This is a genomic window from Pseudomonas palmensis (genome assembly GCF_017848315.1).
In the GTDB taxonomy this organism is placed as follows: Bacteria; Pseudomonadota; Gammaproteobacteria; order Pseudomonadales; family Pseudomonadaceae; genus Aquipseudomonas; species Aquipseudomonas palmensis.
Map to the genome: position 1 here is coordinate 121,032 of NZ_JAFKEC010000007.1, position 12,711 is coordinate 133,742.

Below are 12,711 nucleotides of genomic sequence, written 5' to 3' on the forward strand. Positions count from 1 at the left end.
GTATCGGCGCGGGTCAAGCCCGCTCCCACAGGGTTGCAGTGATCCTTGCGGGAGCGGGCTTGACCCGCGATGCGTTCAACTCGATTCCAGCGCCGTACTTGGCATTTCCTTCCTGGCCAGCAACGTGTACACGCACGGCAACACGAACAACGTGAACAGCGTGCCCACCGACATCCCGGTGGCGATCACCATGCCGATGTCGAACCGACTCACCGCCCCGGCGCCCGTCGCCAGTATCAGCGGCACCATGCCGAATACCATCGCCGCCGTGGTCATCAGCACCGGCCGCAGGCGTATCGCTGCCGCTTCCTCTACGGCATCCCGCGCAGTCAGCCCCTTGTGCAGGCGCAACTGGTTGGCGAACTCGACGATCAGGATGCCGTGCTTGCTGATCAGCCCGATCAGCGTCACCAGCCCCACCTGGGTGTAGATGTTCATGCTCGACCACCCCAGAAACAGCGGGATCAATGCTCCACAGATCGACAGGGGCACCGTCACCAGGATCACCAGCGGGTCGCGGAAACTCTCGAACTGCGCCGCCAGCACCAGAAAGATGATCGCCAGTGCCAGGCCGAAGGTCACCCACAGCGCACTGCCTTCCTGCACGAACTGACGTGCCTGCCCGCTGTAGTCGAAGGCGAAGCCTGCCGGTGCCTCCTGCTGGGCGATGCTGCGCACCGTCTCCAGGGCCTCGCCCATGCTCACCAGCGGGAAGCCCTGGATGATCGCCGAGTTCAGCTGCTGGAACTGGTTGAGCTGGCGCGGCCGCGCGCGGTCGCTGACGCTGATCAGGGTCGACAGGGGCAGCATCCGGCCCTGCTCGTTCTTCACGTAGTAGTTGTTCAGCCAGCCGGGGTTGTCGCGGTAGGCCTGCTCGACCTGGGCGATCACCTTGTAGCTGCGCCCCTCGATGGTGAAGCGGTTGATCTCGGCCTCGCCCAGCAGCGTGGCCAGGGTGCCGCCCAGGGCATCCATCGACACCCCCATCTGCGCCGCCTTGGCCCGGTCGATATCCACCACCACCTCCGGCTTGTCGAATGCCAGGTCGATGTCCAGGAAGGCGAACTTGCCCGAGGCCTGGGCGCGGTCCTTGACCCGCTGCGCCACTTCCAGCAACGACACGTAGTCATTCGGCGTGTTGATCACGAAGGCGAATGGCAGGCCTTCGCCGGTGCCCGGCAGGGAGGGCAGGTTGAAGCCGAAGATCTGCAGGCCGCTGATGGTCGCCAGCTTGGCCTGCACCTCGGGCAGCAACTCCATCTGGGTGCGGCTGCGCTGGTTCCACGGCTTGAGCAGAAAGCCGCCGATGCCCGATTGCACGCCGTTGAAGCCGTTGATCTGGAACGAGGAGTAGTACTCGGGGAATGACTTGAAGATCGTGATGAACTCGTCGGTGTAGGCGTTCAGGTAATCGAGGTTGGCCGGTTGCGGGGCGGTGGCCATCATGAAGATGATGCCCTGGTCTTCGTCCGGGGCCAGCTCGTTCTTGCTGAACATCAGAAACACCGGGATCAGGCACAGCACGATCAGGGCGAACACAATCACCACCGGCCGGGTCTCGAGGGTGCCGTGCAAAAGCGTCTGGTAGCGGCGCTTGAGCCGCTCGAACAGTTGGTCGAGACGATGGGCCAGGCCGCTGGGGTTCTGCTCCGGGCGCAGCAGCAGGGCACACATCATCGGCGACAGGGTCAGCGCGACGATGCCGGAAATCACCACGGCCCCGGCCAGGGTCAGGGCGAACTCCTTGAACAGGGCCCCGGTGAGGCCCTCCAGGAAACCGATGGGGGCGTACACCGCCGCCAGGGTGATGGTCATCGAGACCACCGGCATGGCGATCTCCCGGGCGCCTTCCAGCGCGGCGTCGAACGGCGTCTTGCCCTCCTCGATATGGCGGTGGATGTTCTCCACCACCACGATCGCATCGTCCACCACCAGGCCGATGGCCAACACCATCGCCAGCAGCGTCAACAGGTTCAGCGAGTAGCCCATCAATTGCATGAAGAACAGCACGCCGATCATCGACAGCGGGATGGTGATCACCGGGATCAGCACCGAGCGCAGCGCGCCGAGAAACAGGAACACCACCACGATCACGATCAGCACCGCCTCGACCAGGGTCTTGACCACCTCGTCGATGGAGGCCTGGATGAACAGCGTGGCGTCATAGGCGATGGAGGCCTTGAGGTTGGGCGGCAACTGCGCTTCCAGCTCCGGCATCAGCTTGCGCACCTCCTTGATCACGTCCAGCGGGTTGGCGGCCGGGGTGGCCTTGATGCCGATGTACACCGACGGCGTGCCGTCGAACGAGCTGACCGTGTCGTAGTTCTCCGCGCCCATCTCCACCCGTGCCACATCGCCCAGCAGCACGCGGCTGTCGCCCTTGGTCTTGAGCGGGATGGCGGCGAAGGCTTCGGCCGACTTGAGTTCGGTGGTGGCGTTGATGCTGGTGACCACGTACTGGCCCTTGACCTCGCCGGCGGCGGACAGGAAGTTGTAGCGGCGCACCGCGGCAGTCACATCGCCGGCGCTCAGGCCGTAGCCGGCCAGCTTCACCGGGTCGATCCACAGGCGCATGGCGAACACCTGGTTGCCGAGAATCTCGGCTTCGGCCATGCCGGGCAGGGTGGCGAGCTTGGGCTGGATCACCCGCGACAGGTAGTCGGTGATCTGCGGGTTGCTCAGCTCCTTGCTGTAGAAGCTGATGTACATCAGCGCCGAGGCATCGGCGGCCTCCTTGCTCAGCACCGGGTCCTCGGCGTCCTGGGGCAGCTTGTTCTTGACCTCGTTGGCCTTGGCCAGCAGCTCGGTGAACAGCCGGTCGCTGTCGGAGCCGATGCGCGCGTAGATCGAGATCACCGAAAAATTCTGCCGGCTCACCGAGGTCATGTAGTCAATGCCTTCGGCACTGGCCAGGCTCTGCTGCAGGGGCTGGGTGATGTAGCCCTGGATGGTTTCGGCGTTGGCCCCTGGGTAAGCGGTGGTCACCGTGATCAGGGCGTTTTCCATCTGCGGGTACTGGCGGATCGGCAGTTTGCTCCAGGCCTGGAACCCCAGCAGCACGATCAGCAGGCTGACCACGCTGGCCAGCACCGGGCGACGGATGAACGGGTCGGTAAAGGCCATGGCGGTTCCTTGGTCAGTCGGCGCCGGGCTGGCTGGTCGGTTCGGCTTGCAGGGTCTTGTCGGCGCTCAGGGTGACGGCAGCGCCCTGGGTCAGCTTCAACTGGCCGGCGGTGACCACCGTTTCGCCGGGCGTGAGGCCCTTGGCGATCACCACCAGGCCGTCGCGGCGCTCGCCGGTCTCGACGAAGCGCCGCTCGGCGATCAGTTGCGGCTGGCCATCGGCCGTGGTCTGCACCTTGCCGTCTTCGGACTTTTGCGGCACGGCGACATACACCGAGTTGCCATAGAGGGTGTAGGTGACGGCGCTCTGCGGCACCACCACCGCGTTGCGCGGGTTGGGCAGCAACACCTGCAGGCTGGCGAACATGCCCGGCAGCAACGTGCCGTCGGGGTTGGCCAGGGTGGCGCGCACCTGCAGGTTGCGGGTGGTGTCGTCGACCTTGGGGTTGATCGCGCTGAGGGTGGCGGTGAAGCTGCGATGCGGGTAGGCGGCCACCGAGACCAGCGCCTGCTGGCCGAGGCTGAGGTTGGGCAGCGCCTGTTCCGGCACGAAGAAGTCGACATACAGGCTGCTCAGGTCCTGCAGGGTGGCGATCACAGTGCCGCTGGCCAGGTAGCTGCCCAGGTCGACCTGGCGGATACCGATGGTGCCGGTGAACGGCGCGTTGATGCTCTTTTTCGCCAGGGATGCCTTGAGTTGCGCCACTACCGCCTGGTTGCGCAGCAGTTGGGCGCGCAGGCGGTCGAATTCGCCCTTGGAGATGGCCTGGCTGCCGACCAGCTGGCTGCCTCGCTGATAATCCACCTGGGCCAGCCCGAGGTCGGCCTGGGCGGTGCCGAGCAGGGCCGTCTCCACGTCGCTGTCCAGCTGCAGCAGCAGTTGCCCGGCCTTGACCTGCTGGCCGGATTCGAAGTGCAGGGCCTTGACCGTGCCGGCGATCTCCAGGCTCAGGTCCACCCCTTGCAGGGCCTTGAGGCTGCCCACGGCGGGCAGGCGGCTTTGCCAGGGCTGCTCGCGCGCCTCGGCGGCGGCGACGCTGACCGGCGGCTTGGGCGCGGAGAACTGCTGGATCTGGCGGTAGATGGACAAACCCTTGTAGCCGCCCAGGGCCAGCACCAGCAGCAGGACGATACCCAGCATGATGAGCATGCGACGGCGCAGCATGGACCAGCTCCCTGGAAGCGTTGTTGCGCAAGTCTAGTCGGTCGCGGCGCAGGGGGCGGTGTGCTGGTTCGGTATATTTTATGTTGTCTGTACCGACGTCATCGCGGGTCAAGCCCGCTCCCACAAGGTTCCAGGTGTTCCCTGTGGGAGCGGGCTTGACCCGCGATTGCTATATCAGATCAGGTGCAGATGGTTGTCCCACAACCCCGAAGGCAGTTGCAGCGGTTGCCCCACCAGCGCTGCCTTGCGGCAGTCGTACAGCCGGCAACGCCCTTGCCCGGAGGTCACCACAAAGCCATCGGCCACTGCGCCCACGCCCGCGCAGTCCGGCATCGGCGCATCCAGCTTCACCTCGGCACTGTCCAGGTCCCAGATGAACAGGCGGTTGGCCCGTGGCGCGGTCATCGCCACCAGTCGCAGCTCGCTGTGCACCGCCACGCTGGCGGTGTACTGGGCCATGGACTGCAACTGGCGCTCCGGCACCGGGAAGGCCACGAACGGCTGCCCCGGACGCTTGATCGCCAGCAATTCGGCGGTTTCTTCCGAGCCGCCCATGAACTGCTGGCACGCCAGCACGGTGCCGTCGTCGGCAATCGCCAGGTGGCGCACGCTGTTCATCTGCTGGCTCAGGGTTTCCTTGCTCAGCAGGGTGCCGTCGCGCTGCATCAGCACCAGGCTGGGCTGCATCGCATCCAGGTTCATCTCCACCCGGCTCTCGGCTTCGGTGCGGATACCGCCATTGGCCACCACCAGGGTCTCGCCGTCAGGCAGCCACGACACCTGGTGCGGGCCGATGCCGTGGGTCGGGATTTCCGAATGATGGGCCAGGCGTTCGCCTTCGAAGCGGTACACACCCAGCACGCCACGGCCCGGATCGGTGGTGTCGTTCTCGGTGGCGTACAGCCATTCGCCGCCCTTGTGGATCACCGCGTGGCCATAGAAGTGCCGGTTCGGCTGCGAGGCCAGGGTCTGCAGCAGACGCCCGTCGCGCAGGTCGATCAGGTAGCTCTCGGTGCCGGGGCGGCGCGCCACGAACAGCGCGATCGGCCGCTCGGGGTGGTTGATGATGTCGTGGCAGCGCAGGCCGACCTGGGTGGCGAACACCTGGGTGCCGTCCAGGCGATAGCCCACGGCATAGTGCTTGCCGTCGGCATCGTCACGGGCCGACAGCAGCAGCGGCTGCTGGCCCTTGCTGCGCCACAGGGTCCAGCCACCCAGGGTCAGGGCGCTGAGCAGCACGCTACCGAGTTTGAGGGCCTGGCGTCGCAACATGATCAGTCACCGTCGTTGGCATTGAAGCCCAGCTGGATGTTCAGCGCCTTGGCCAGTTCACCTTCATGCAGGCGGTGAACCACGTTCAGGCTGTCGTAGAAGGCGTTCAGTTGCTCGCGGCCGGCATCGTCCTGGAGCATTTCGCCCAGGGGCCGGTCGATCGCCTTCAGTTGCTTGAGGGCATCAGCATAGGCCGCGTCGATCTTGTCGGCCAGGGCCTTCTGGTCCTTGCCCAGCAGGCCGCGCAGGCCCTGGTTGTCGACCCCGACCCACACGGTCTGGGCGGCGATCAGGCTGGCTTCCAGGCTCTTGAGCGAGGAGTGGCTGCGCCAGGCTTCAGCCTGCAGCGGCTGCGGGATGCCCTTGCTCAGGCGACCCATCGGCGTGCCGAGCTTCTTCTTCAGGGTGTCCAGCGCGGTGACCTGGGCGCGCAGCAGGTCGGCGATCGCCTCATGGGAGTCGGCGTAGCGCTGGTTGGGGAACTTGGTCATCTGCGCCAGCATGCCGTCGGTGCTGTTCCAGCCCTTGAGGATCTCTTCGGCGAGGTTCTTCTGGTGTTCGCCGATGGCCACCAGCAGCGGGCAGTAGCGGGCCTTCTGTTCGGCGGTGGCGACGTCCGGCTTGCTGTCGAACAGGATGTACTCGTAGGCCGACAGGCCGCGCACCACGACGCTGGACTTGGCCACGGTCTCGGCACCCACCGGCTTGTCGCCGTTGACCAGTTGCTCGACCTGACGGCCCACCAGGTTCTTCTTGTCGGGCCAGAACTGCACCTGCCAGGCGCGGTTGCCCTCGGCCAGCGGGCCGATCAGCAGCGGTTGCAACTCGGCCCAGGCTTTTTGTGCGTGCAGGAAGTCGGCGCGTGCGGTGGCCAGGTCGGCCTTGCCTTCGCAGAAGGCCAGGGCGCTGACGGCCAGCTGGCGGTCGGCTTCGACCCAGCGGCTGTAGGTCGGCAGGATCACCTGCTTGGCGATCGCGGCAGAGGTCACGGCCTGCGGGTCCTGCGGCGAGCAGGCGCCCAGGGCGATGGCGGCGAGGCTGGTGAACAACAGCTTGGGACGGAACATGTCCGGCTCCTTCTCTAGAGTGAGTTCAGGAACGCCAGCAACGCGTCGCGTTGCTCGGCATTGAAGGTCAAGACGTGCTGGCGCGCAGGCTCGGCTTCGCCGCCGTGCCAGAGCACGGCCTCGAGCAGGTTGCGGGCGCGCCCGTCATGCAGAAACTGGGTATGGCCACTGACGGTCTGGTTCAGGCCGATGCCCCACAGCGGCGCGGTGCGCCAGTCCTGGCCACCGGCGGCGAATTCGCTGCGGTTGTCGGCCAGCCCCGGGCCCATGTCGTGCAGCAACAGGTCGCTGTAGGGGCGGATGGTCTGGTTGGCCAGCTCCGGCTCGGCGGCATTGGCCGAGGTGGTGAATGTGGGGGTGTGGCAGCCCTGGCAGCCGGCCTGGAAGAACAGGTTCTTGCCAGCCAGCACCTGGGGCGAATCGACGTCCTTGCGTACCGGCACCGCCAGGTTGCGGGTGTAGAACAGCACCAGGCGCAGGATATTGTCGCTGACCTCCTGCTCGCCATCGGCGCCGTTGCCATTGGGCTGGGCCAGGCAATCGAGCTGCGCCGGGGTGCAGTCGTCGCGCGGCACCAGGCTGCTGGTCAGGCCCATGTCGCTGGAGAACGCATGGGCGTTCTGCTGGTTGAGGTTGGGTTGCCCGGCCTTCCAGCCGAAGCGGCCAAGTACCTGCTTGCCCTGGGCGTCGTCCCATACCAGGTTGGGCCGGCCACGAATGCCGGTGCCGTTGCGCCCCTCGGGGTCGGCGTTGGCCAGGATGGCCTCATCAGGGATGGCCTCGAGCAGGCCCAGGCCGATCATCGGCGGCGCGACGCGTGCCGAGAAGCGTGTGTCGGGGTGCATCGGGCCGTAGCCAAGCTGGGTGATCTGCAGCTGCGGCTTGCGCAGTTCGACCTGGGTGCCGTCCTTGAAGGTGACGTTCACCGGGGTGTAGCTGACCCGCACCTTGCCCTCGGGGGCCACGCCGGGCACGGCCATGTCCTGCAACTGCCCGCCATAGACCGGCTCGGGCACGATGCCCAGTTGCTCGATGACCTTGGCGTATTCGGGCTGGTCGGGGATCGACAGGCGCACCAGCATCGATACCGCGTTTTTGGCGCCCTCTGCGGGCGGGTGCCCGCGCCCGTCGCGAATATGGCAGTTCTGGCAGGCGTTGGTGTTGAACAGCGGGCCCAGGCCATCGCGTGCGGTGGTGGTGGACGGGGCGATCACCCACGGGCTGCGGAAGAAGCTGTTGCCCACGCTGAAGTCCAGGCGCTGGCTCGGGGTGAGGTTGGCCGAGGGCATGGAGTAGGCGTTGCGGTCGCGCTTGTTCACGGTGGTGCTGCCACCGGCACGCGCCTCGCCAGGTTCGGCCTTGGTGAAACGCGGGGCGTCGTCACAGGCGCTCAGGGCCAGGGCCAATAGCAGGGGAAGGGCGCGGTGAAGCGGAGCGGGCATCGAGAATCCTGAATGGCTAGCGTAAAACCGGCGTGCAAGCTTAGCAGGCGCGGGGGATATGAATAAGAGGGATTTGCGTTTGCTGGATGAAATCTGCTTCAGCTTCCAGCGAAGAGGTCCCACAAAAAAAAGGCGACCCGAAGGCCGCCTCTGTTTCAGCACGCTACCACTCAGAACTCGTGGTCAGCGGTGTCCGGGTTCAGGTCGGTGATGCCCAGTTTGCCCGCAGCCTGTTCGATGGCACCGGTCTGCTTGACCAGCGCGGCGATGGCGTCACGCACGATCTGGTTGCCCGCAGCGTTGTCGGCAGCGATCAACTGGTCGTAGTGCTCACCCTTGAGGGCGTGGTCGACCATCACCTGGATCTTCGCCTCGGTGGCTTCCAGATCGGCCTTCAGGGTGTTGTCGGTGGCCGGATCGACCTTGGCCACCAGCGACGACAGGCTCGGGCCGCTCAGCTTGGTGCCGTCGGTGCGGGTGTACTCGCCCAGGTAGACGTTGCGGATACCCTTGGCGTCGTAGAAGTGCGAGTAGTGGGTGTTGTCGCTGAAGCAGTCCTGCTCGTCCTCAGGCGAGTTGGCTTCCAGCGAGACCTTCATGCGCTCGCCCGCCAGTTCGCCCAGCGACAGGCTGCCCATGCCGAACAGCATCTTGCGCAGGCCGTTGGCGACAGGTTCTGCCTCCAGGGTGGCGCGATAGTTGTCGGCCACTGCCGGCTTCCAGTTGCCGACCATTTCTTCCAGGTCGTTGACCAGCAGCTGGGTCACGGCCTTGAGGTAGGCACGACGACGCTCGTTGTGGCCGCCCGTGGCGCCTTCGCCTTGCAGGTAGTCCGAGGCAGGGCGGTTGCCGGCGCCCGGGCCGGTGCCGTTGAGGTCCTGGCCCCACAGCAGGAATTCGATGGCGTGGTAGCCGGTGGCGACGTTGGCTTCCGAACCGCCCAGCTCGTTCAGGCTGGCCAGCTTCTCGGGGGTCAGGTCCTTGACGTCGACCTTGTCTTCGCCCACCTGGATCTCGGTGTTGGCGATGATGTTGGCGGTGGCGGCCGGGTTGCCCAGGGCGTGTTCATAGCTCTTGTCGACGTAGTCGATCAGGCCTTCGTCCAGCGGCCAGGCGTTCACCTGACCTTCCCAGTCGTCGATGATGGTGTTGCCGAAGCGGAACACTTCGCTCTGCAGGTACGGTACACGGGCGGCTACCCAGGCAGTCCTGGCGGCGGCCAGGGTGTCGGCGTCGGGCTTGGCAAGGAAGGCATCGACTGCGGTCTGCAGGGTCTTGGCGGTGCTCAGCGAGTCGCTGTACACGGCATACACCATCTCGGCGTAGTGCTTGACCACCGCCTGGGCGGCGGCTTCGTCGACGGCCCCGGACGCCTGGGTGGTGCTGGCGGCAGCAGGTGCGGCGGCCTGTGGTGCGGCGGCCTTGTCCTTGTCATCGCCGCAGCCGGCGAGGGAGATGGCAATGGCCAGCAGACTGGCGGTGGCCAGAGGCATACGAATCATGGGCTATTCCTGCGTCGAGAGGTTGAACAGGCGTGCAGCCGCACGCAAAGGTGCAACATAATGCGAAAGATATGCATTTTCTGTAAAGAGGTTGCCACGTAAAAATTCAAATGCTGTTCACGCTGCCCTTGGCGGCAGCGTCACTCACAGAATCGATACCTGGTTGCGTTGCGCTGCTTTGAGGAAGGCGGTCAGCTCGCGTGCCGGCAGCGGCTTGCTGTAGTGGTAGCCCTGACCTTCATGACAGCCCTGGGCAATGATGTAGGCTTCCTGCTCGGCGGTTTCCACGCCCTCGGCGATCACCTGCATGCCCAGGCTCTTGCCCAGCTGGATGATCGCGCGAACGATGGTGGCGTCGTCGTCATCGTCGAGCAGGTCCTGCACGAAGCTCTTGTCGATCTTGATCTTGTCCAGCGGCAGCGACTTGAGGTAGCTGAGCGAGGAGTAGCCGGTGCCGAAGTCGTCGATCGCGATCAGCGCGCCGGAGCGGCGCAGGCTCAGCAGGTGCTGGGCGGCAGTGCTGATGTCTTCCATCAGGCCGGTCTCGGTCACTTCCAGTTCCAGGCTGCGCGGCGGCAGGCGGTAGATCTGCAGCAGGTTGTTGACCACCCGGGGCAGCTCGCTGTGGTGCAGTTGCACGGTCGACAGGTTGACTGCCATGCGCAGGTCGCTGAAGCCCTGGTCGTGCCATTCGCGCAGTTGCCGGCAGGCCTGGTCGAGCACCCATTCGCCGATCACGATGATGTTGCCGTTCTGTTCGGCCAGCGGTATGAACTGATCGGGCGGAACCATGCCCAGCTCCGGGTGCTGCCAGCGCAGCAGCGCCTCGACGCCCACCACGCGGTGGTCGCGGTAGCTGATCTGCGGTTGGTAAACCAGGTACAGCTGATTGCGCGGCAGGGCTTCGCGCAGGTCCTTTTCCAGCTCGCGGCGCCGGCGCATCTCGCTGTCGACGCTGGCGATGTAGAACTGATAGCGGTTGCGCGAACGGCTCTTGGCCAGGGTCATGGTCTGTTCGGCCTTTTGCAGCAGCTTCTCGGTGCTGTCGCCGTCTTCGGGGAACAGGGTGATGCCGATGGTGGCGCGCAGTCGGATCTCCTGATGGTCCAGGGCGAATGGCGCTTCCAGGTCATCGAGAATGCTCTGGGCCAGCTCGGCAGCCTCGTAGGGTTGTTCGATGTCGGCCTGCACCAGCGCGAACTGGTCGCCGCCCAGGCGGGCGAGGGCACCCAGGCGACCGCTGTGGGCACGCAGGCGGTCGGCCAGGGCCAGCAGCAACTGGTCGCCGGCCTGGTAGCTGAATTGTTCGTTGATGCCCTTGAAGTCGTCCAGGCCTACGCACAGCACCGCAACCCGGCGCTGCAGGCGCCCGGCATCGACCAGGATCTTGTCCAGTTGCTGTTGCAGTTGCTGGCGGTTGGGCAGGCCGGTGAGAAAGTCGTACTGGGCCATGCGCAGCAGGCTGTTCTCGGCCTCGTGGCGCAGGTGGGTATTGCGTTCGATGGACGCCAGCAGTTGGTTGGCGGTGTTCACCCACAGACCGAGTTCGTTCTTCTCGTGGCCCTTGAGCAGCGGCAGCTGATGCTGGCTGGGGCGGTCGGGGTTGATCTGAGTGAGGTTCTCGATGAGCTTGGACAGTGGCTTGGTCAGCAGCCAGTGATAGACCAGGTACAGCACCAGCCCCATGGCCAGGGCGCGGAGCACGCCGGCAATGAAGATGATCACCGAATTGACCACGAAGCCCTGGCCGTAGGCGCCGGTATCGAGGGTGATGCTCAGGTCGCCGTAGTATTCGCTGTAGGGCGCGCGGCCGACGAGCTGGGTGGTGTAGGTGCGTTCCTGGCCGAGGATCAGGTCGGTGAGCCAGCGGGTCGGCAGTTCCTGCAGAGGGCGCGACTTTTCTGCCAGCATGGTTTCGTTGGGGTGACCGATGGAGGCCATGCGCACGGACTCATCCTGGAACAGCCCCTCGATGACCTGCATGCCCATTTCGCGGTCCAGGCTGTATACGGCCTGGGTGGAAGGGTCGCGGAACATGTCGAGGATTCGCTGGGCGTCGTTGGCGACAGCCTGACGGGTCTTGTAGGCATCGAAGACGATCTGCGCACAGCTGAGTACCACGCCCACGGCCAGTGCCGAGAGCAGGACCACTCTGAGCAACTTGACCGACAAGCTGTTTTTGAGTTCCAGCTTCAATGGGGTTTCCTTAATCCATGCGCATGGCATCATTTTGCCATCATCTGTGGCAATCCACTATCGGCCGTTGGCAGGATTCATGATCCAGCGGTCACTGTATCGGTTGCCCGGCCTTGCGACTTGAGCGATGTACGACAAGTTTCCCAACGATTGATGTTAGCGCGGTATGGGGGGGCAGCAAGAGAGGGTGTTGGTGAAATTGGTTAAAAAAGGTTGGTGGGCGGGGTTTTGCTCTTTGCCGCTTTTTCGGCATAAAAAAACCCGGCCTGAGCCGGGTTTTTTCAGAAGCAGCACTTATGCAGTGAAGGTCTTGCCTTCGAACTGCTCAGCCACGAACTTCCAGTTGACCAGGTTCCAGAACGCCTCGACATACTTCGGACGCACGTTACGGTAGTCGATGTAGTAGGCATGCTCCCACACGTCGCAGGTCAGCAGCGGGGTGTCACCGCTGGTCAGCGGGTTGCCCGCACCGATGGTGCTGGCCAGCGCCAGGGAGCCGTCAGCTTTCTTGACCAGCCAGCCCCAACCAGAACCGAAGGTGCCAACCGACGTCTTGGTGAACTCTTCCTTGAACTTGTCGAACGAACCGAACGCGGCGTTGATGGCTTCAGCCAGCGCACCGGTAGGCTGGCCACCAGCGTTTGGCGCCAGGCAGTTCCAGTAGAAGGTGTGGTTCCAGACCTGAGCGGCGTTGTTGAAGATACCGCCCGAAGAAGTCTTGACGATCTCTTCCAGGGTCTTGCCTTCGAACTCGGTGCCTGGCACCAGGTTGTTCAGGTTCACGACGTAGGTGTTGTGGTGCTTGTCGTGGTGGTATTCCAGGGTTTCCTTGGAAATGTGCGGCTGCAGGGCATCGTGTGCGTAAGGCAGCGGCGGCAATTCAAAAGCCATGGTGATTCTCCTAATCAGGTCTGTTGCGGTGAGCGCAAGGCCGATCACGGGCG

General features: G+C 64.7%; 8 protein-coding genes. All 8 read right to left on the reverse strand.

The genetic code is table 11. The features are described 5' to 3' along the window. Window positions 1-75: 75 nt before the first annotated feature. Window positions 76-3,123, reverse strand: a complete 3,048-nt coding sequence (locus JZZ72_RS06760; RefSeq protein WP_054914825.1) for a multidrug efflux RND transporter permease subunit — start codon at window positions 3,121-3,123, stop codon at window positions 76-78. Between the two features lie 13 nt (window positions 3,124-3,136). Further along, the gene (locus JZZ72_RS06765) at window positions 3,137-4,288 is read right to left on the reverse strand and encodes an efflux RND transporter periplasmic adaptor subunit (protein WP_043862098.1); all 1,152 of its coding nucleotides are present in this window, start codon (window positions 4,286-4,288) and stop codon (window positions 3,137-3,139) included. Window positions 4,289-4,462: 174 nt separating this feature from the next. Beyond that, on the reverse strand, window positions 4,463-5,560 hold the full coding sequence (locus JZZ72_RS06770) for a DUF1513 domain-containing protein (protein WP_078479534.1): 1,098 nt from the start codon (window positions 5,558-5,560) through the stop codon (window positions 4,463-4,465). A gap of 2 nt (window positions 5,561-5,562) precedes the next feature. Then, a complete protein-coding gene (locus JZZ72_RS06775; protein WP_210014204.1) occupies window positions 5,563-6,627 on the reverse strand; it encodes an imelysin family protein in 1,065 nt (354 codons plus the stop codon). A 14-nt stretch (window positions 6,628-6,641) separates the two neighbouring features. Further along, a complete protein-coding gene (locus JZZ72_RS06780) occupies window positions 6,642-8,069 on the reverse strand; it encodes a di-heme oxidoreductase family protein (protein ID WP_210014205.1) in 1,428 nt (475 codons plus the stop codon). A 170-nt stretch (window positions 8,070-8,239) separates the two neighbouring features. Continuing rightward, a complete protein-coding gene (locus JZZ72_RS06785) occupies window positions 8,240-9,571 on the reverse strand; it encodes an imelysin family protein (RefSeq protein ID WP_043862102.1) in 1,332 nt (443 codons plus the stop codon). Window positions 9,572-9,715: 144 nt separating this feature from the next. After that, a complete protein-coding gene (locus tag JZZ72_RS06790; protein WP_054914822.1) occupies window positions 9,716-11,767 on the reverse strand; it encodes a putative bifunctional diguanylate cyclase/phosphodiesterase in 2,052 nt (683 codons plus the stop codon). Window positions 11,768-12,061: 294 nt separating this feature from the next. Then, complete coding sequence (locus tag JZZ72_RS06795; protein WP_210014206.1) at window positions 12,062-12,658, reverse strand: superoxide dismutase; 597 nt, start codon at window positions 12,656-12,658, stop codon at window positions 12,062-12,064. Window positions 12,659-12,711: the final 53 nt, after the last annotated feature.

Bases quoted from the DNA above. Each gene is read 5' to 3' on its own strand.
- JZZ72_RS06785 (WP_043862102.1), bottom strand. From the start codon at position 9,571: ATGATTCGTATGCCTCTGGCCACCGCCAGTCTGCTGGCCATTGCCATC.
- JZZ72_RS06770 (WP_078479534.1), bottom strand. From the start codon at position 5,560: ATGTTGCGACGCCAGGCCCTCAAACTCGGTAGCGTGCTGCTCAGCGCC.
- JZZ72_RS06780 (WP_210014205.1), bottom strand. From the start codon at position 8,069: ATGCCCGCTCCGCTTCACCGCGCCCTTCCCCTGCTATTGGCCCTGGCC.
- JZZ72_RS06795 (WP_210014206.1), bottom strand. From the start codon at position 12,658: ATGGCTTTTGAATTGCCGCCGCTGCCTTACGCACACGATGCCCTGCAG.
- JZZ72_RS06765 (WP_043862098.1), bottom strand. From the start codon at position 4,288: ATGCTGCGCCGTCGCATGCTCATCATGCTGGGTATCGTCCTGCTGCTG.
- JZZ72_RS06760 (WP_054914825.1), bottom strand. From the start codon at position 3,123: ATGGCCTTTACCGACCCGTTCATCCGTCGCCCGGTGCTGGCCAGCGTG.
- JZZ72_RS06775 (WP_210014204.1), bottom strand. From the start codon at position 6,627: ATGTTCCGTCCCAAGCTGTTGTTCACCAGCCTCGCCGCCATCGCCCTG.